Genomic DNA, 18,210 nt, shown 5'->3' on the forward strand with positions numbered 1-18,210 from the left:
ATGGCCCAATCACTCAATCAAGTCATTGACCTCCAAACTACTGGGACATCTTACCTCTCTATCTCTGGAAAAGTTGGAAAATTTCTAGTTGGGGATCAAGCCTTAGAGTTTTATCCTGATGTCAATGTCGAACAATATATCCAAATCCCCTGGTCCAGCATTCAGCAAATCGGAGCCAACATAAGTGGTCGCAAGATCAGCCGCCACTTTGAAGTCTTCACTGATCAAGGAAAATTCCTTTTTGCTTCAAAAGACTCTGGAGCTATCCTCAAAATCGCTCGTGAAAAATTAGGAAACGAAAAGGTTGTGAAACTTCCGACTCTACTCCAGACCATTGGACAAAAACTTAAAAATCTATTTGCAAAAAAGTAGAAACTTTAGTATAATCATAGCAACGGATAAGTAAGTTATCTCCTTCTTTCAGAAAGTCTGCGGGTGCTGCGAGCAGATAGGAGGGATAGGTGAAATTCTACCGTTGTTCACAATTACATATATAATCAAGTGCACACCTGTGAAGTTGGATGGAACCGTGGCCCTGCCACTCCAACGCTTTGTCAGGTGTGCTTTTTTCATAAAGGAGTTCTTATGTTAGATATTAAACGTATTCGCACAGATTTTGATGCTGTCGCTGAAAAATTAGCTACACGTGGTGTAGATGCTGCTATCTTAAATGAGATGAAAGAAATCGATGCTAAACGTCGTGACGTCTTGGTCAAGGTTGAAACTCTAAAAGCAGAACGTAACACAGTTTCTGCTGAGATTGCCCAAGCCAAGCGCAACAAGGAAAATGCCGATGACAAGATTGCTGCAATGCAAACCCTATCTGCTGAAGTCAAAGCCTTGGATGCTGAATTGGCAGAAATCGATGCTAAATTAACAGAATTTACCACTACTCTTCCAAACATCCCAGCTGACAGTGTTCCTGTTGGGGCTGATGAAGATGACAATGTGGAAGTCCGCCGTTGGGGTAGCCCACGCGAGTTTGACTTCGAACCAAAAGCTCACTGGGATCTTGGTGAAGACTTGGGTATCCTTGACTGGGAACGCGGTGGTAAGGTAACGGGCGCTCGTTTCCTCTTCTATAAAGGACTTGGGGCTCGTTTGGAACGGGCTATCTACAACTTCATGTTGGATGAGCATGGTAAAGAGGGCTATACCGAAGTCATCACACCATACATGGTTAACCATGACTCAATGTTTGGTACTGGTCAATATCCAAAATTCAAGGAAGACACTTTTGAATTGAAAGACACTAATTATGTCCTCATTCCTACAGCTGAAGTGCCTCTTACAAACTACTACCGTGATGAAATCCTTGACGGTAAAGACCTACCAATCTACTTCACTGCTATGAGTCCTTCATTCCGTTCTGAGGCTGGTTCTGCCGGCCGTGATACACGTGGCTTGATTCGTCTACACCAATTCCACAAGGTTGAAATGGTCAAATTTGCCAAACCAGAAGAATCTTATGAAGAATTAGAAAAAATGACAGCCAACGCTGAAAACATCCTTCAAAAACTCAACCTTCCGTACCGTGTCGTTGCACTCTCTACTGGAGACATGGGCTTCTCAGCTGCTAAGACTTACGACTTGGAAGTTTGGATTCCAGCCCAAAATACCTACCGTGAAATCTCAAGCTGTTCAAATACAGAAGATTTCCAAGCCCGTCGTGCCCAAATCCGTTACCGTGATGAAGTCGATGGCAAGGTGAAACTCCTTCACACTTTGAATGGTTCTGGACTTGCAGTTGGACGTACAGTGGCTGCCATTCTTGAAAACTATCAAAACGCAGATGGTTCTGTAACCATTCCAGAAGCTCTTCGTCCATATATGGGTGGGGCTGAAGTTATCAAACCATAAAAATAAGGCCTAGCTATTTCTAGCTAGACCTTTTTTCGTAACCAAATCAGATAAGCACCCAAGACAAAGAATAAAATAGTTAGGCAAATAACGGTTTCAGCCAATACCAGATAATCCAGAAATGGAAGTTTCAAAATTCCCTGAGCCATCTTGAGCGAAGTAGCTGTGATAATGGTTGGAAAAGTGAGGGCTGAGAAGGCTGGTTGAAAGCCTCGCTTTAAAATATGGGGCAGGCGAGTTAAAACAAAGAAAAAGAAGGATTGAGATGCCAAAATCATGATAATCAAGAGCCAAGTCGGTAGGCTTGCTCCTCCAACTCGAACTAGAGAAGCCAAGAGTAGGGAAAAGGGAGCACAGTATATTCCTTCCTGTCCAAGCAAGGCCACTGGGAGTGGATCTTTCTTTAAGTCACTATAAATAAGGGGATAGAGATAGAAGGTCAAGACAAAACCAAAACTCAAGGTCGCATAGGCAATTTCAATGATACCGACAAGAGGATAGGTCAAGGCTGCTACTGCTATCCCCACATAGAGTACCGTCCAGCTAGGAGTCGCATTGACCCTCCGACCTGGACAGGCAAATTTGATGGTAAAAGTAGCAATCAAAGCCAAATCCAAGAGAAATGAAAACCACCAGATCCCTTGTGCTACTATAGGAAGAGCAGGGAATACGCGAAAGACATAGGTCGATAAAATCATCCCAGCCATAGGAAAAGTGGCCATCCCAGATAAAAGAGGGGGCCTGGTCAATTCTTTCTTGGTTTCTTCCCAATTAAAAAGATGAACAACAAGAAAGAAAATCCACAACACTAGACCAGTCAGACTCAATAAATGCGACAGAACTAGCCAAGTATCTGCAATCAGATTTCCTGCACCTGCTAGACCTAATAAACAGCCAGAAAATACCAAGGGGAGCTTTTTCATCCGAGCCTCCAATAATCATGTTATTATTAGTATAGCATAAAAGCGCTTAAATGAGGACTTAAAAAACGAAGTTGGATATTCAAACTTCGTTTTTATTCTACTATTTTTTAACTCGTTGCTAAGATATGGCGCAACTGAACAGCGCTTGGAGAAACAATCGGAAGAAATGCTCCTTCATTCCAACGACGAATAAAACCAGATGTTGATTTGCTAAAGTAGCCTCTACCTCCACCAGCTTGTAACTCTAATAGAAGACTTTGAGCAACCACATCCACAATGTCTATTCTTAACTGAAAGAGTTCACGCGGATTGGGAACGAAATAAGACCGGTCAGACAATCCCTGATAAAGAGTTTGCCGAATAGCATCTAACTGCTCTACCTGATATTGCCATTCATCTGTTAATACACTTCGTTTCCCCAATTCTTTTTCTACTTCTGATAGAGAGCGTTCAGCTAAACCAAAAGCCAAACCAAATTGGTAACCTAAAAATGCGGGACGATTTTGAGTTAAAAATTCTTTAGCATTCTTGGATAGAATCCACTCTTCTTTTAAAGGAACCCGATTAAAGGTCAAAGCAGCCGTGTTTCCTCCCTGAAGAGAAACAAATTCTAAGTCTTCCGAGCGACTAAAATTCTCTGCGTCCGATGGCACAGTCACCACATAACTTGTACTTGGATCATCAGAAAAACCTGCTACAAAAATGGTCAAGAAACGATTTCTACGGGCATTGGTTACCCATGGCAGTCGCCCTTTTAGATAAAATTGCCCATTTTCTTCGACGATATAAACATTCAGCTCTTCTAAATCAGATAAATACTTGACCGCATTAGATAGGGCGGTAGCGCCTGCATATTCACCAGACAAGAGTTTTTCCAGATAGTTTTCTTTCAAATAGGAATTCTCTGAATGGAGAATATTGTCAATTAGGGTGCGTTGTCCCCAAGAAATAAAGGATGCCGTCAAGGAATGTTGAGCGAGCTCTGCAAGAATATCAATGACATCTTGATCACTTCCGCCTGAACCGCCGAGAGATTCTGGAACACCTATACGAAAAGCCCCTTCTGCTGCAATCCTTTCAATCAGTTGCTCTCCAGCCTCACAAGACTGTTTATCAATTTCATCAGCATGCTGGTCTAACCAGCTCAAAAACTCTTCAGAAAAAAATCCCATACTCTTCCTTCCTTTTATGCATAAGGTTGTAATTCTGGGTTAATAGGCGTATTGGCTAGGTTGTTGGCATAGTTGCAGAGGCTGGCAAGACTAACACCGAGAACCACGTCCAAGGCATTTTGTTGCGTGTAGCCAGCTTCCAAAAATTCAGCCAAGGCTTCATCTCCTACACGCCCTTTGGTATTGATGACCGCCAAGGTAAACTTAGCTAGAGTATCTAGTTTTGGATCTGTCTCGATTGGAGTACGATTACGAAGGGCTTGAAGCAGATCATCATTCATCTGGATTTGTTTGATTGAAAAGGCTGTGTGACCTGCGACGCAGAAAGCACAACCATTGGTTACGGCAGCTGTGATTTGCACTACTTCGCGTTCCACTGGTGTCAGGCTATTGCGACGGTTGATGGCTCCGACAGTTCGGTAGGCTTCAAGCGCGGTAGGAGCGTTGGCCAAGAGACCGATTAGGTTGGGAATATAGCCATTGTTATCTTTTTGTACTGTTTCAAGAACTTCTTTCACTTCTGCTGGTGCTGATTCCACTGTGTGGATGGTAAATGTTGTCATAAGAAACCTCTTTTCATTTTATTGTCATTTAGTCTATCATAGAATTTCCCCCTTGGATAATATATATTTTCAATCGCCTTGATAGGAAATGTCTATGAAATGAAAAAAATCACACGAAAAGTGTGATTGGGTTAGTGTTTAAAATACTTTCTGGTTTCGGAAATAACGACTGGCGACAAGACTAAGAGGGCAATCAAGTTAGGCAATGCCATCAAGGCATTGACGATATCTGCGATAATCCAAACCATATCCAACTCGATAAATCCTCCCAACAAGACCATGACTACAAAGACTACACGATAGAGCCAGATAAAACGAACACCAAAGAGAAACTCAAAACAGCGCTCTCCGTAATAGTTCCATCCGAGGATCGTCGTAAAGGCAAAGAGCACAAGGAAGATGGTCAAAAGAGCAGGTCCAAAGTGTGAAAAAACTGTTGAAAAGGCTGACTGGGTCAAGGCAACTCCATTCAAATCACCACTCCAAACACCAGTTACCAAGATTGTTAAACCAGTCAACGTACAGATAATGAGGGTATCAATAAAGGTTCCTGTCATGGAAATCAAGCCTTGCTCGACAGGTTCATTTGTCTTAGCCGCAGCCGCTGCAATGGGAGCAGAACCAAGACCAGATTCGTTAGAGAAGACTCCTCGCGCCACACCATTTTGGATAGCCATCCGAATGCTGGCACCTGCAAAACCACCTATCGCAGCAGCTGGGCTAAAGGCTGAAGTAAAGATGAGAGCAAGTGTAGCTGGGATTTTCTCGATATTAAAGAGAATAACTGTAAGAGTTCCTAAAATATAGACAATAGCCATAAAAGGAACCACTGCTGTCGAAACTTTTGATATGGACTTGAGGCCACCAAAGACGGCAACACCCACCAAAATGGATAAAATAAGAGCTGTGATAGCTGGATCAACTTGGGCTGTATTTTGAATGGATTCTGTAATCGAATTGACTTGGGTAAAGGTACCAATCCCTAGAAGAGCCACCAATACACCAGCTAGGGCAAAGAAGATAGCAAGTGGACGCCACTTTTCTCCCATCCCCAAAAGAATGTAATGCATGGGTCCTCCAGCTACAGCTCCATTTGCATCCTTTGTGCGATATTTAATGGCTAGCAAGCCTTCGGCATACTTGGTCGCCATCCCAAAGAAGGCTGCCATCCACATCCAAAAGAGGGCCCCTGGTCCTCCAACCTTAATGGCTGTTGCGACCCCGATGATATTTCCCGTACCAACGGTGGCTGCTAGAGCCGTACAGAGAGCAGCAAAGCTCGACACATCGCCGTGCCCCTTATCCTTGGTAAAGATCAGCTGAAAGGCCTTAGGGAGACGAGCCACCTGCAAAAGGCCTAGTCGGATGGTCAAATAGATACCCGTTCCGACCAATAAGATCAAGAGGGGAGGCCCCCAAACGAAAGCATCAAGCGCTTTTAGCAATTCTAACATATCCTTCTCCTATCTTTCAACCCCAAAAGAAAGAGCACATGCAAGATACATGTACTCTGGAATGCTTAGATAAATGCCAAAAAGCGGTCTATCCTAGCTCTGTCCTTTTACCTGAGAGTTTGAGCAGTTACCTGCCTTGCCCCTTCGGTGCCTTTACGGTCTCTCCAGAGTTCCGTCCATTTACAGTCATGGAAAACAAACCTTTCTCCACTTCTATTAAACTTCATTCGGTGTTGGTATTTTATTTTTTATTATTCTACAAGAAAAGTTAGCCTTTGTCAATATATTCTATGAAACTTTTTGACTTTTCATTTCTTTTTTCAGAAAGAGCGAATCCTTCTTCTCTCTATCCTTTAAAGGTCACAATGGTGGCGCCACTGCCTCCAGCATTTTGTGGAGCATAGCCGAAACTCTTGACATGTTTGTTTTTTTGCAGGTATTTGGTGACGCCCTCACGGATGACTCCCGTACCGATACCGTGGATAATGTCTACCTGCGCCATGTTATTAAGCAGGGCTTGGTCGATAAAGGCGTCCAGCTCATTCATGGCCTCTTCGTACCGTTTGCCTCGGAGATCCAGTCTGGCTTGCGGACCACGACCAGAAGCACGTTTGACGACATTGACTTGTTTTTTCTTGACTGGGGCTTCTTGTTGGGCCTGAACAAGGTCAAATTCTTTCTCCTCCAAGGTCATCTTGATCAAGCCAACTTGGGCTTCCCAACGGCCGTCCTTAAGCTGATTGGTCAAGGTTCCACGTTGACCATAACTGAGGACCACAATGTCATCTCCCACCTTTGGAGCTCGTTTTTTCTTGGCCTTTTGAAGGACCTTATTTTTAGACAAGTCGACTTTTTCAGGAGCCAGTTTTTTCAGTTTAGCCTTGGCTTCAATGATTTCATGGGGTTTGAGTTGAGACTTACTGTGAAGGTTCTTGAGAATCTGGTCACTTTCACTTAGAGCAAGTTCCACAATCTCGGCAGCCTGTTCACGCGCCTTGTTGAGCTCAGTTTCCTTTTCACGATTGAGTTCGTTATAGAGTTTTTTGAGTGCTCGGTTCATCTTGAGGTTTTCTTGCTCCACCTCACGGATATTGTCCAAGCGTTTACGGCTTTCAAGCGTTTGCTCTTCTAATTGTTCAATGATGCGATTGACATCATTATCTTGATTGACCTGCTGGCTGGCATCTCCTACGATGACATCTGACAGTCCTAGGCGTTTGGCAATTTCAAAGGCATTGCTTCGGCCAGGAACTCCCTGCATAAAGCGATAGGTCGGACGCAAGCTGGCTGTATCAAACTCCATGCTGGCATTTTGCACAAAAGCTGTCTCGATACCATAAGCCTTGAGTTCTGGATAGTGGGTCGTCGCCATGGTCTTGACCTGACGTAGACGAAGATCCTCCAGAATAGCCATAGCAAGGGCGGCTCCCTCTTGAGGATCTGTACCAGCCCCCAACTCATCCAAGAGTAAGAGTGAATGTTGGTTGACCTTGCCAAGAATATCTACGATATTGGTCATGTGGCTGGAGAAAGTAGACAAGCTTTGTTCGATAGACTGCTCATCCCCGATATCTGCGAAGATTTCTTCGAAAATACCAACACGGCTTCCTTTATCAGCTAAAATGGGCAAGCCTGACTGGGCCATGAGTTGAGTCAAGCCCAGGGTTTTGAGCATGATGGTCTTCCCACCAGTATTGGGACCTGTAATGACAATAGCCGTTAATTCCTTACCAAAGTGTATATCGTTCGCGACAGCATTTTTGACCAAAGGATGGCGAACATGAAGAAGCTGAATCTCTTGGTTCTCTGAAAGTTGAGGAACGACTGCTTGTCTTTCTTGGATGAAACGTACCTTGGCACGAATCAGATCCAGATGGCCGATGATCCAAGCGTCATTAGCAATCTCTGCAGCATGAGGGCGGACCCGTTCTGAGAGCTCCTGCAGGATACAAATCATCTCATAGCGTTCGTCTGCTCGCAGACTAGCGATTTCTTCGCTCAGCTTGACCACCTCACGTGGCTCGATATAGACCGTGTTTCCACTAGCAGAGATGTCGTGGACAACACCTGCAATCTTGTTACGATAGGTGTTCTTGACTGGTAAGACTTGACGGCCATTTCGGCTAGCGATTATGCCTTCCGTCAACATCTGCGCTTTTTGCTTGAGTAAGCCTTGCAAGACATCTCGAACTTGACTTTCGCTATCATGGATTTTCCGACGGATGCGTGCTAGCTCTTCACTGGCGAAATTTTCGATAAATCCTGCATCATTTAGAGCTTGAAGACTCCCTTGCAAGTGTGGAAAATCATGTAGTTTTTCAAACCATCTCGCCAACTGCTCCAAGCGTACATTTTCAAGATTGGCATAAAAACTTTGCAACTCTCTGCTAGCAAGCAAGACTCGTTTGAGAAGCAAGAACTCCTCAATGTTGAGGTCCGCTCCCATCTCCAGACGCTTGCAAACAGCTGATATCTCACGCGTCGCTAGGATGGTAAAGTGAGGTTGCTCCACAAATAGAGCTTGCATTTCCTCCATCTCTGTAAAGGCTTGCTTGATCTTATCCACCTTGGCAGTTGGGGCCAAGCCTTTTAGCTCCTCTAGCCCTTGTTCTGTCAAAAGATGCGGTTCAAACAAGGCTTTGATTTTATTAAATTCTAAGGTTTCTAGTATTTTTGTATTCATATTCTTTCCTTGTATGCTTGTTTACAAGATTGTAGTGCCTAGAGGTTTTTGTACTTTACCTGACCCTAGTCGTCCAATCTGTAAACAAAGGGCTAGGAAAAATCCCGCCCTTTTTATCCGATTAAATTTGTCACCCAGAGTTGTTTGATAAGGTTTGTCGTAAAAGGGACACTTTGGATGATGTGTTTGGCTACTGTACTTTTTTCGAGTGAATTTTGAATGACTGCCAGAGGCACCGTTGCAAGGATGGTCAGAGCCATTTGCAAGACAAATAAGGTTACCAATAGAGACAAAATGCCTGATCCGATACGCAACCATTTGACATCGAGCTTTTTAGTTGGAATCAAGTGCAGGAACAAACCGATAAAACGTCCGATACTATAACAAATTCCGAAAACTAAAAGGTAGGCTAGGCCTGCATAAAAGACCTTGTCTAGGTGAAACAGCTGGTCTGAAGGGAAGAAAAAGGTGCCCTGTCCTTCCTGAGGATTGGCATAAGGGACAAGCAAGTGGAAATGGTCGCCCAGTGATTTATAAAACTGTCCCGCAACAAAGGCTGAAATCACTGCAACGAGGAAATAATAAACTTGCAGGACCAAACCTCTACGGTAGCCGATGTAAAAGCCCCAAGCAAGAACCAATAAGAGTAGGATTGAAATCATAGGGAATCCTCAATCTTGCTCTGTTCTTGTTTGACAGCAATTAACTTGTGGCGGAGTTCTAACAACTCTTGCTCCTTGTCATCAAATTCAATTTCACGATTGAGTTGTGTAGACAGACAGTTGACCGCCAAAAGAAGCGCAATGGTTTCATCATCCGCCCCAGGCATTTGTTCTTTAATTGCTTGGTATTTTTCAGTCGCAACCTTGGCAATTTCCTCCATAAAGAGGTTGTCATGCTCGGTTGTCAAGGTTAATGTCTTTTTCCCGAATGTAAACTTATATCGATTTAGATTTGCCATAAAATTCACCTCACGATATTATACCAAATTTCGCTAACTTTGTCAGTTTTTACCAATTCTCCTGCTTTTGTGGTACAATAGAGACTATGGCAAGTATCACACTCACACCAAGTGAACAGGAAATTCAGAGCTTTTTAAGTCAGTATCAGAAGGCTCTCAGTCCTAGTAAAAATCCTTATATTCGCTATTTTTTTAGAATGCCTCAGGCAACAGTTTCCATCTATACTTCTGGAAAAGTCCTCCTGCAAGGCGAAGCTGCTGAGCAATACGCCAGTTTCTTTGGCTACCAAGTTCAACAAGAAAACAGTGGACAAGATTTTCCTATGATTGGGACTGATGAGGTGGGAAATGGTTCCTACTTTGGTGGGCTTGCTGTCGTAGCTTCCTTTGTGACACCGGACCAGCACGACTTCTTGCGAGAACTCGGTGTGGGGGATTCAAAAACCCTGACAGACCAAAAGATTCGTCAGATTGCTCCTATTCTCAAGGAAAAAATCCAGCACCAAGCGCTCCTCCTTTCACCGAGCAAGTACAACGAAGTTATCGGAGAGCGTTACAATGCTGTTTCTGTAAAAGTTGCCCTTCACAATCAGGCTATCTTTCTCCTGCTCCAAAAAGGAGTCCAGCCAGAAAAAATCGTGATTGATGCTTTTACAAGTCCTAAAAACTATGGCAAGTACTTGGCGCAAGAAGCCAACCGTTTTCCAAACATAATTAGCTTAGAAGAAAAAGCCGAGGGCAAATACCTGGCTGTTGCGGTTAGCTCCATCATTGCGCGGGATCTCTTCCTCGAAAACTTGGAGAATCTTGGACGAGAACTAGGCTATCAACTGCCAAGTGGCGCTGGAACTGCATCTGATAAGGTTGCTAGTAAAATCCTGCAAGCCTATGGTATGAAGGGGCTTCATTTCTGCGCCAAACTGCATTTTAAAAACACTGAAAAAGCCAAAGCACTTCTAGAAAGGTAAATTATGAATTCGTTTAAAACATTTCTAAAAGAATGGGGAGTTTTCTTCCTGATTATCGCACTGGTCGGTCTTAGCCGTATCTTTCTTTGGAGCAATGTCCGTGTGGAAGGACACTCTATGGACCCTACCCTAGCTGACGGAGAAGTTCTCTTCGTTGTTAAACACCTCCCAATTGACCGCTTCGATATCGTGGTTGCGCACGAGGAAGACGGAAATAAAGACATTGTCAAAAGGGTCATCGGCATGCCTGGTGATACCATCCGCTACGAAAATGACAAACTCTTTATCAACGGTGAAGAAACGAATGAACCTTACCTAGCTGAATATCTCAACTTGTTCAAAACAGAAAAGTTGCAAAACACCTATACTGGCAAAGGATTTGAAGGCAATAAGGGAGTTTACTTTAGAGAACTTGCTCAAAAGGCACAGGCTTTTACAGTTGATGTCAATTCCAATACCAGCTTCAGCTTTACTGTCCCTCAAGGTGAGTACCTTCTCCTTGGTGACGATCGTCTAGTCTCTAGCGACAGCCGCCATGTCGGTACCTTCAAGGCCAGCGATATCAAAGGCGAAGCAAAATTCCGTTTCTGGCCACTTAACCGTATCGGAACTTTTTAAGATAAGGAAGAGGCCGAGAATGCTAAGTCTCAGCCTCTTTTTCTATTGCGAGAAGCAGACCTTTTAGTCTCCTAGCTTGTTGAAAGAAGCTAAGGGTACAACTCTCACGAACTCATGTAAAGGAAACCTATGGAAGTTTATTTTTCAGGCACCATTGAACGAATTATTTTTGAAAATCCCAGTAATTTTTATCGCATTCTCCTCCTAGATATCGAAGATACGGACGCGGAGGACTTTGACGATTTTGAAATCATCGTTACAGGAACCATGGCGGACGTGATTGAAGGGGAAGACTACACTTTTTGGGGGCAAATCGTTCAGCACTCCAAGTATGGGGAACAGCTTCAGATCAGCCGTTATGAACGCGCAAAACCAACTAGCAAGGGCCTTGTCAAGTACTTTTCTAGCAGTCATTTCAAGGGAATTGGTCTCAAAACGGCCCAAAAAATCGTTGATAGCTATGGTGAAAATACCATTGACGAAATTCTGGAACACCCTGAAAAGCTAGAAAGTATCTCAGGACTCTCTGCCAAAAACCGTGAGGCTTTTGTTTCCACTCTTCGTCTTAACTACGGAACGGAGATGGTCTTAGCTAAACTAGCTAACTACGGCATTCCCAATAAACTAGCTTTTCAGATTCAAGACTTTTACAAGGAAGAAACGCTGGATATTGTCGAAAACTACCCCTACCAACTGGTCGAAGATATCAAGGGTTTGGGCTTTACCATTGCTGACCAATTAGCTGCAGAACTAGGCATCGAAAGTCAAGCTCCCGAGCGCTTCCGTGCTGGCCTTGTCCATAGTCTCTTTCAGGGATGTATGGATACAGGCGATACCTATATGGAAGCCCGAGATTTGCTGGAACAAACGCTGACTCTCCTCGAGTCTTCCCGTCCCGTGGAACTCGATCCCAGCCAAGTAGCTCAGGAATTATCTCATCTGATTGAAGAAGACAAGGTTCAGCAGATTGATACCAAAATCTTTGATAACAGCCTCTTTTTCGCTGAAGAAGGCATTCGCAATCACTTGGTTCGTATCCTCGAAAAAGGAAAGCAGAAAAGCCAGGATCTGGAAACCATTCAAAAGCATATCTCTACTGTCGAGCAAGAACTGGGGATTCAGTACGATACCATCCAAAAACAGGCTATCTGCGACGCTATCCAGAACAAGGTCTTTATCCTAACAGGTGGACCTGGTACTGGTAAGACGACTGTTATCAATGGAATTATCGCTGTTTATGCCCTTTTAGAAGGGCTTGATCTCAGGAAAAAAAGCAACCTGCCTATCCTTCTTGCTGCACCAACTGGTCGAGCGGCTCGGCGCATGAATGAATTAACAGGTTTGCCTAGCGCTACTATACACCGTCATTTGGGGATGACGGGAGACGATGATACCAATCATCTGGAAGATTATCTGGATGCCGACTTCATCATCGTGGATGAGTTTTCTATGGTGGACACTTGGTTAGCCAACCAACTCTTCTCCAATATCTCTTCTAACAGCAAAATTCTCATCGTGGGGGATAGTGACCAGTTGCCTTCTGTCAGTCCTGGACAAGTCCTTGCAGACCTGCTCCAGATACCCCTGATACCTCAGACGCGCTTGGAACGGATTTACCGTCAGAGTGAAGAATCAACTATCGTCACCTTGGCTAGTCAGATTCGACAAGGCATCTTGCCAGCCGACTTTACCCAGAAAAAAGCTGACCGCTCCTACTTTGAAATCGCTAATGGCTATATACCAGCTACCATTGAGAAAATTCTTGGTGCTGCCCTCAGAAGTGGCATTCCGGCTCGCGATATTCAGGTGCTAGCACCTATGTATCGAGGAACTGCTGGTATTGATGCCATCAACCAACTCATGCAAGACCTGCTCAATCCTCAGCAAAAGGGGCAAGTTAGCTTTGAAGCAACTCAGTGTCACTATCGAACGGGGGACAAGGTTATTCACCTAGTCAACGACGCTGAAGTCAATGTCTTTAATGGAGACCTAGGCTACATCACAGACCTGATTCCTGGAAAATACACCGAGTCCAAACAAGACGAGATTGTCATTGATTTTGATGGAAATGAAGTCATCTACCCACGTAACGAATGGTACAAGATTCGACTAGCCTATGCCATGAGCATCCATAAGTCTCAGGGAAGTGAGTTTCCTGTTGTCATCCTGCCCATCACCAATGCTAGCAAGCGCATGCTAGAGCGAAATCTCATCTACACAGCTATCACACGGGCCAAGAGCAAGCTCATCCTTCTTGGTGAATTACAGGCCTTTGACTATGCAGTTAAGCATATCGGAACTGCTCGCAAGACCTATCTGATTGAACGCTTCAGTGATTTAATTGAAAATAATATTGAAGAAAGTAAACAAACCTTCTCTGAAACTGCCACAGCAAGTGACTCTGAACAATCCTACATCCTCACCGAAGAAAACTGGTCTAGCATCCCAGCCATGATCGGGATTACAGATGCAGACTTAAAAGAGATTTTTGGAAAATAGACAAGCAGAAAGCCCACCTAGTCAGGTGGGCTTTTTCTCTTTTAAGATTATTTAACTGTTGCAGTGCTTGTAATCAATTCAACAGCTTTTTTGATAGTGATATCGTGTTTCAACATGTCAGCTGAAAGCAAGTTTTGTACTTGTGCAACTTCCATGTTGTAGTCTGCTGCCAATTGCTCGATTTCTTTTTGGATTTCTTCTTCTGAAGCATCAAATCCTTCAGCTTTGGCAACTGCTTCGATGACAAGGTTAGTCTTCGTACGTGACTCAGCTTCTGCTTCGTATTGTTTGTGAAGGTCTTCTTGAGTAGTTCCAGTGATTTGGAAGTACATGTCAGGGTTGATACCTTGGCGTTGCAAGTTTCCAAGGAATTCATTTACTGAGCGGTGAACTTCTTCGTGGATCATTTCTTCTGGAAGTTCTACGATTTCAGCGTTTTCTACAGCTTTATCAATTGCTGCGCCTTCAACGGCGTCTTTGTATGCTTCTTCTTTCGCAGCAGTCAATTCTTTGCGGTATTTTTCTTTCAATTCGTCAAGAGTTTCCACTTCTTCGTCGATATCTTTTGCAAGTTCATCGTCAAGAGCTGGAACTTCTTTTGCTTTTACTTCGTGGATAGTTGTCACGAATTTAGCTTCTTTACCTGCAAGGTCTTCTGCTTGGTAGTCTTCTGGGAATGTTACAACAACGTCAACAGTTTCACCAGCTGAGTGACCTACCAATTGGTCTTCGAAACCAGGGATGAATTGACCTGATCCAAGTCCAAGTGAGAAGTTTTCACCTTTCCCACCGTCAAATTCAACACCGTCGATAGAACCAACGAAGTCAATCACAACAGTGTCGCCATTTTCAGCAGCGCCTTCTTTGATAACCAATTCAGCCAAGTTGTTGCGTTCGCGTTCGATACGTTCTTCAACGTCAGCGTCAGTTACTTCTTTTTCTACATCAACTGATACTTCAAGGTTTTTGTAGTCACCCAATTTTACTTCAGGTTTTGTCACGACTTCAGCAGTGATAACCCAGTCTTGACCTTTTTCCATTGAAGTTACATCAATTTTTGGTTGCGCAACGACTTCAAGACCAGCTTCTTTTACTGCAGCTTCATAAGCATTTGGCAAAAGAGCGTTCATTGCATCTTGATAAAGAGCTTCTTCACCAAATTTTTGGTCGAAGATAGGGCGTGGAAGGTGACCTTTACGGAAACCAGGAACGTTAAGAGTTTTCTTTACTGAGTTAAATACACGGTCCAATTCTGGTTTGATTTGGTCTTGAGAGATAGTGAAAGTCAAGACACCACGGTTTGTTTCTTTGTTTTCAAATGATACAGACATTCTGTCATTTCTCCTTAAAATTTTTAATACAGTCCATTATACCATATAATAGCGACTTTTTTCAAGTAATGAATGCGCTTTTCAATAGTGCTATAGGTACTTGCTCGCTTCCTTAATACTAAGTTCAGCCATTCTTTTCTGATTTTTTTCAATAAAACGTGCTACCCATTCGGGATTGGTTTTAGAGTAGTCTCTTAGAGCCCAGCCGATGGCTTTGTTGATAAAAAATTCTGTCTGGTCCAGATTGTTGACCAGGATCTTTTCCATCAGTTGGACATTTGTTTTTTCTTTTCTTAACAACTGGTGGTCAATAGCGACTCGCCTCAACCAGATATTGTCTGAGAGGCTCCATTTTAAAAGCACATCTTCAAGTTTCGGATGGTCGGCTACCAAACTTCCTACTACTCGGTCTAGGATATCTACCGTGTCCCACCAAGACTTTGTCACGACCAGACGCTCAAGCTTAGGCAAATCATCTTTCGTTAGATAAGACTGCATAGCTTTCAAATAGTTTGCAGCTACATATTGGTATTCTCTAGCATCCTTTCCCCAGCAAGTGTCTACAAAATCCCAATCGATGAGCTTTGTTTTTTTCGCACTTGGAAAGTATTTTTTATAAAGGGCATTTCTTTCAGGACCTGCAATACCTAGAAAGGGAAATTGATGGCGCATATAGGCTTCCATTGGGTCTGCTTTATCAGGGTCTTTTGCTGCTTCTAGCTCCTCAAGTATATCTGCAATACTCATCTAAAAGTCCTCCTGCCCGACCAAGTGGTGCTGAAAGGCATAGACTGCAGCCTGGGTACGATCGCTGACTTCAAGTTTGGCAAGGATGTTGGACACGTGGGTCTTGACCGTCTTGAGAGAGATAAAGAGTTCATCTGCGATGCGCTGATTTTCGTAGCCCTTGGCGATGAGTTGAAGCACGTCTCGCTCACGCGCAGTCAGATCCTCATGAAGTTCCATATGATTGCGGTGGTATTCGACCTTCTTGCTGACCTCTTGCTCAATGGCCAACTCGCCAGCATCCACCTTACGAACGGCATGAAGCAGTTCGTCTGCACTAGAAGTCTTGAGCATATAACCTTTGGCTCCTGCATTCAAAACTGGCATGATTTTTTCATTGTCCAAGTAAGAAGTTACAATCAAAATCTTGGCTTCAGGCCATTCTTTGAGGATGGCTAAGGTTGCATCAATCCCATTCATCTCAGGCATGACAATATCCATGACAATGACATCTGGGCGCAGTTCCAAGGCCAACTCAATACCTTGAGCCCCATTGGCCGCCTCGCCCACAACTTCTACATCGTCTTGAAGGTCAAAATAGCTTTTCAAGCCTAATCGGACCATTTCATGGTCATCTACCAGTAAAATTTTCATCTCTACTCCTTTATGATTCCTTGTCTAGCAGGGGAATACGGATATCAACCGCCAGTCCTTGCTTTGGAGCTGTCAAGAGTTGAACCGTTCCAGCCATATCTTCGACCCGCTCCTTAATATTTCTCAGTCCATAACTCAAGTCGTCTAAACTCCCTAACTGGAAGCCAATCCCATTGTCCACCACCTTCAGCTGCAATTCAACATCTGTCTGATAGAGGTAGACATCTAAGCAAGATGCCAGAGCATGGCGGAGGGTATTGCTGATCAATTCCTGCAAAATGCGGAAGATATGTTCTTCGATTTTCTTAGGCAATTTAGACACATTTTGCTTGAGGCTTACCTTGAGATCGCTCTTGTCCTCAAGCTCTTTTAAGAGGATTTGAATCCCCTCAACCAGACTCTTGTCTTCCAACTCAACTGGTCGCAAATGCAAGAGCAAGACCCGTAGATCTTTCTGGGCTGTTTCGAGGATGGCTGCGACACTTTGCAACTGGGTCTGCATCTTTTCTCTATCCAGCTTCAAAGCCTGCTGACTGACACCTGATAAAATCATATGGGCCGCAAACAACTCCTGACTAACCGTATCGTGCAAGTCACGTGCTATCCGCTTCCGTTCTTTCTCGATGATTGTTTCTTCCTTAACTAGGCCTTGATTTTCAGCCTTTTGAACAGCCTCTGTCAAGAGGTTGAGCTTGCCAGACAAGGACTTGAAACTGGCATCCAAGTCTGGATCTGCAAAAGAAACCACCTCTTTTCCTGCTAGCAGTCGCTTGAGATTAATCTGCATTTTTCTGCGTGAAATTTCTTCCATCACGCGCCGAAAGAGGACAAAAAAGAAGGTCATGGAAAGGCTAAAGACCAAGATCAAGAAGATGAGTTTCTCTGTTTTCTCAATATCTTGTAGCAAATAGGACCAATCAAGATTTAAAATATCAAGTAGACTATTGGTCAAAAAGAGGATAAAAAGGAGAGAAGTAAGCCCGATTAATAGATAGGATTGCTTTTTCATCCTCTGACCACCTCCACATCTCCAACCATAGTAGTTAGGAAAATCTTGACGCTCTTGTTACTCTTAAGATAGTCTCTGGTTTCCTGATGATAGTGTTCATTACGAAGGGCTCGCTTGAGTTGATGGAGGAAAGTTAAATCTCCATAGAGGCAGTTGACACTGAGACTAATTTCCACATCTACAGGTACGATAATTCTAGTCGTTCCCACCATTTTTCTAAGGATAATGACATTGTCATGATTGGTTAGGATAACTCTTTCTAAATGAATGGTGTCCTTACCCATGAGGCGAAAGAGATTGATATCGTCAAACTGGCAGGTCTGGTGACTAGAGAAATGATGGAGATTGCCAAACCAAGGATTGCGTTCATTTTTAACCGTCACCACCTCTTCAAAGACCAAGTCGGTCTCCTCTCTTTCTTGATTCATCATCGGATAGAGTAGAAAGAGACTATAGATCACCGCTACAAAGATGGCTAAAATCACAAAGGGATTGAGCATGACGATAAAAAAGAAAAGAATAGTCGCCACAAGGAGGAAAACGTTGTTGCCCTCTTTACCTGTATAATAACGAAGCAAAAGCAAAAAGAGGAATAGAATCAGCAGAAAACGCGAAAAATGCTCTGATACCATCAAAATCAGAGCTCCCGTCAACAGACAGGCTTCAATAAATAAAAAGATTTGAAATTTTTTCATAGATGCATCCTCTCCCTTCTATTTTATCACAATTCAAAAAAGTCACCTCGGTCTGAGGATGGAAAAAGGCGATGGGACAGAAATAGCTCCTACA

General features: G+C 43.6%; 17 protein-coding genes and 1 riboswitch. Of the genes, 5 read left to right on the forward strand and 12 right to left on the reverse strand.

The window, feature by feature from the left end:
* Together NMM25_RS06390 and serS are read left to right on the forward strand one after the other, a co-directional pair.
* Window positions 1–372, forward strand: coding sequence for a DUF956 family protein (locus NMM25_RS06390; RefSeq protein ID WP_254736302.1), 372 nt, complete (start codon window positions 1–3; stop codon window positions 370–372).
* Window positions 373–585: 213 nt separating this feature from the next.
* Entirely contained in the window at window positions 586–1,860 is a 1,275-nt protein-coding gene (gene serS, locus NMM25_RS06395) for a serine--tRNA ligase (protein ID WP_254736303.1), read from the forward strand.
* A gap of 23 nt (window positions 1,861–1,883) precedes the next feature.
* Here serS and NMM25_RS06400 read toward each other — a convergent pair whose 3' ends face one another.
* The 7 genes from NMM25_RS06400 to zapA all read right to left on the reverse strand — a co-directional run bounded on the left by NMM25_RS06400 (window position 1,884) and on the right by zapA (window position 9,616).
* Complete coding sequence (locus NMM25_RS06400) at window positions 1,884–2,783, reverse strand: TDT family transporter (protein WP_254736304.1); 900 nt, start codon at window positions 2,781–2,783, stop codon at window positions 1,884–1,886.
* Between the two features lie 107 nt (window positions 2,784–2,890).
* Window positions 2,891–3,955 (reverse strand): acyl-CoA dehydrogenase family protein, encoded by a 1,065-nt coding sequence (locus tag NMM25_RS06405; RefSeq protein WP_254736305.1) that lies wholly within the window; start codon window positions 3,953–3,955, stop codon window positions 2,891–2,893.
* Between the two features lie 14 nt (window positions 3,956–3,969).
* On the reverse strand, window positions 3,970–4,518 hold the full coding sequence (locus NMM25_RS06410) for a carboxymuconolactone decarboxylase family protein (RefSeq protein ID WP_000206774.1): 549 nt from the start codon (window positions 4,516–4,518) through the stop codon (window positions 3,970–3,972).
* Window positions 4,519–4,649: 131 nt separating this feature from the next.
* On the reverse strand, window positions 4,650–5,972 hold the full coding sequence (locus tag NMM25_RS06415) for a sodium:alanine symporter family protein (protein ID WP_254736306.1): 1,323 nt from the start codon (window positions 5,970–5,972) through the stop codon (window positions 4,650–4,652).
* 89 nt (window positions 5,973–6,061) lie between these two features.
* Window positions 6,062–6,150: riboswitch (glycine riboswitch) on the reverse strand.
* A 168-nt stretch (window positions 6,151–6,318) separates the two neighbouring features.
* On the reverse strand, window positions 6,319–8,655 hold the full coding sequence (locus tag NMM25_RS06420) for an endonuclease MutS2 (RefSeq protein WP_254736307.1): 2,337 nt from the start codon (window positions 8,653–8,655) through the stop codon (window positions 6,319–6,321).
* Window positions 8,656–8,768: 113 nt separating this feature from the next.
* A complete protein-coding gene (locus NMM25_RS06425) occupies window positions 8,769–9,317 on the reverse strand; it encodes a CvpA family protein (protein WP_000623536.1) in 549 nt (182 codons plus the stop codon).
* On the reverse strand, window positions 9,314–9,616 hold the full coding sequence (gene zapA, locus NMM25_RS06430) for a cell division protein ZapA (protein ID WP_000002028.1): 303 nt from the start codon (window positions 9,614–9,616) through the stop codon (window positions 9,314–9,316). Before zapA ends, NMM25_RS06425 begins: the two co-directional genes overlap by 4 nt.
* 86 nt (window positions 9,617–9,702) lie before the next feature.
* Here zapA and rnhC point away from each other — a divergent pair, with 86 nt between their 5' ends.
* From rnhC to NMM25_RS06445, 3 genes are all read left to right on the forward strand, one after another.
* Entirely contained in the window at window positions 9,703–10,584 is an 882-nt protein-coding gene (gene rnhC, locus NMM25_RS06435) for a ribonuclease HIII (RefSeq protein WP_254736308.1), read from the forward strand.
* Window positions 10,585–10,587: 3 nt separating this feature from the next.
* Window positions 10,588–11,202 (forward strand): signal peptidase I, encoded by a 615-nt coding sequence (gene lepB / locus NMM25_RS06440; RefSeq protein ID WP_001083992.1) that lies wholly within the window; start codon window positions 10,588–10,590, stop codon window positions 11,200–11,202.
* 129 nt (window positions 11,203–11,331) lie between these two features.
* Window positions 11,332–13,701: an ATP-dependent RecD-like DNA helicase gene (locus NMM25_RS06445; RefSeq protein WP_254736309.1), complete on the forward strand. Its 2,370-nt coding sequence runs from the start codon at window positions 11,332–11,334 to the stop codon at window positions 13,699–13,701.
* A gap of 47 nt (window positions 13,702–13,748) precedes the next feature.
* On the opposite strand, the gene tig is transcribed toward NMM25_RS06445, so the two are convergent.
* The 5 genes from tig to liaF form a co-directional block, all read right to left on the reverse strand.
* Window positions 13,749–15,032 (reverse strand): trigger factor, encoded by a 1,284-nt coding sequence (gene tig, locus NMM25_RS06450; protein ID WP_000116506.1) that lies wholly within the window; start codon window positions 15,030–15,032, stop codon window positions 13,749–13,751.
* 90 nt (window positions 15,033–15,122) lie between these two features.
* Window positions 15,123–15,779 carry a DNA alkylation repair protein gene (locus NMM25_RS06455; protein ID WP_254736310.1) on the reverse strand — a complete coding sequence of 219 codons (657 nt, stop codon included), beginning with the start codon at window positions 15,777–15,779 and terminating at the stop codon, window positions 15,123–15,125.
* The gene (locus tag NMM25_RS06460; RefSeq protein WP_254736311.1) at window positions 15,780–16,412 is read right to left on the reverse strand and encodes a response regulator transcription factor; all 633 of its coding nucleotides are present in this window, start codon (window positions 16,410–16,412) and stop codon (window positions 15,780–15,782) included.
* Window positions 16,413–16,422: 10 nt separating this feature from the next.
* Window positions 16,423–17,421 (reverse strand): sensor histidine kinase, encoded by a 999-nt coding sequence (locus tag NMM25_RS06465; RefSeq protein ID WP_254736312.1) that lies wholly within the window; start codon window positions 17,419–17,421, stop codon window positions 16,423–16,425.
* Window positions 17,418–18,116 (reverse strand): cell wall-active antibiotics response protein LiaF, encoded by a 699-nt coding sequence (gene liaF, locus NMM25_RS06470; RefSeq protein ID WP_254736313.1) that lies wholly within the window; start codon window positions 18,114–18,116, stop codon window positions 17,418–17,420. The genes NMM25_RS06465 and liaF overlap by 4 nt, the downstream gene beginning before the upstream one ends.
* Between the last annotated feature and the right edge of the window lie 94 nt (window positions 18,117–18,210).

The sequence above is a fragment of the Streptococcus sp. CF10-1 genome, assembly GCF_024295825.1.
GTDB lineage: Bacteria > Bacillota > Bacilli > Lactobacillales > Streptococcaceae > Streptococcus.

Bases quoted from the DNA above. Each gene is read 5' to 3' on its own strand.
- NMM25_RS06410 (WP_000206774.1), bottom strand. From the start codon at position 4,518: ATGACAACATTTACCATCCACACAGTGGAATCAGCACCAGCAGAAGTG.
- tig (WP_000116506.1), bottom strand. From the start codon at position 15,032: ATGTCTGTATCATTTGAAAACAAAGAAACAAACCGTGGTGTCTTGACT.
- NMM25_RS06415 (WP_254736306.1), bottom strand. From the start codon at position 5,972: ATGTTAGAATTGCTAAAAGCGCTTGATGCTTTCGTTTGGGGGCCTCCC.
- NMM25_RS06425 (WP_000623536.1), bottom strand. From the start codon at position 9,317: ATGATTTCAATCCTACTCTTATTGGTTCTTGCTTGGGGCTTTTACATC.
- lepB (WP_001083992.1), top strand. From the start codon at position 10,588: ATGAATTCGTTTAAAACATTTCTAAAAGAATGGGGAGTTTTCTTCCTG.
- NMM25_RS06400 (WP_254736304.1), bottom strand. From the start codon at position 2,783: ATGAAAAAGCTCCCCTTGGTATTTTCTGGCTGTTTATTAGGTCTAGCA.
- liaF (WP_254736313.1), bottom strand. From the start codon at position 18,116: ATGAAAAAATTTCAAATCTTTTTATTTATTGAAGCCTGTCTGTTGACG.
- NMM25_RS06405 (WP_254736305.1), bottom strand. From the start codon at position 3,955: ATGGGATTTTTTTCTGAAGAGTTTTTGAGCTGGTTAGACCAGCATGCT.
- NMM25_RS06420 (WP_254736307.1), bottom strand. From the start codon at position 8,655: ATGAATACAAAAATACTAGAAACCTTAGAATTTAATAAAATCAAAGCC.
- rnhC (WP_254736308.1), top strand. From the start codon at position 9,703: ATGGCAAGTATCACACTCACACCAAGTGAACAGGAAATTCAGAGCTTT.
- serS (WP_254736303.1), top strand. From the start codon at position 586: ATGTTAGATATTAAACGTATTCGCACAGATTTTGATGCTGTCGCTGAA.
- NMM25_RS06465 (WP_254736312.1), bottom strand. From the start codon at position 17,421: ATGAAAAAGCAATCCTATCTATTAATCGGGCTTACTTCTCTCCTTTTT.
- zapA (WP_000002028.1), bottom strand. From the start codon at position 9,616: ATGGCAAATCTAAATCGATATAAGTTTACATTCGGGAAAAAGACATTA.
- NMM25_RS06445 (WP_254736309.1), top strand. From the start codon at position 11,332: ATGGAAGTTTATTTTTCAGGCACCATTGAACGAATTATTTTTGAAAAT.
- NMM25_RS06455 (WP_254736310.1), bottom strand. From the start codon at position 15,779: ATGAGTATTGCAGATATACTTGAGGAGCTAGAAGCAGCAAAAGACCCT.
- NMM25_RS06460 (WP_254736311.1), bottom strand. From the start codon at position 16,412: ATGAAAATTTTACTGGTAGATGACCATGAAATGGTCCGATTAGGCTTG.
- NMM25_RS06390 (WP_254736302.1), top strand. From the start codon at position 1: ATGGCCCAATCACTCAATCAAGTCATTGACCTCCAAACTACTGGGACA.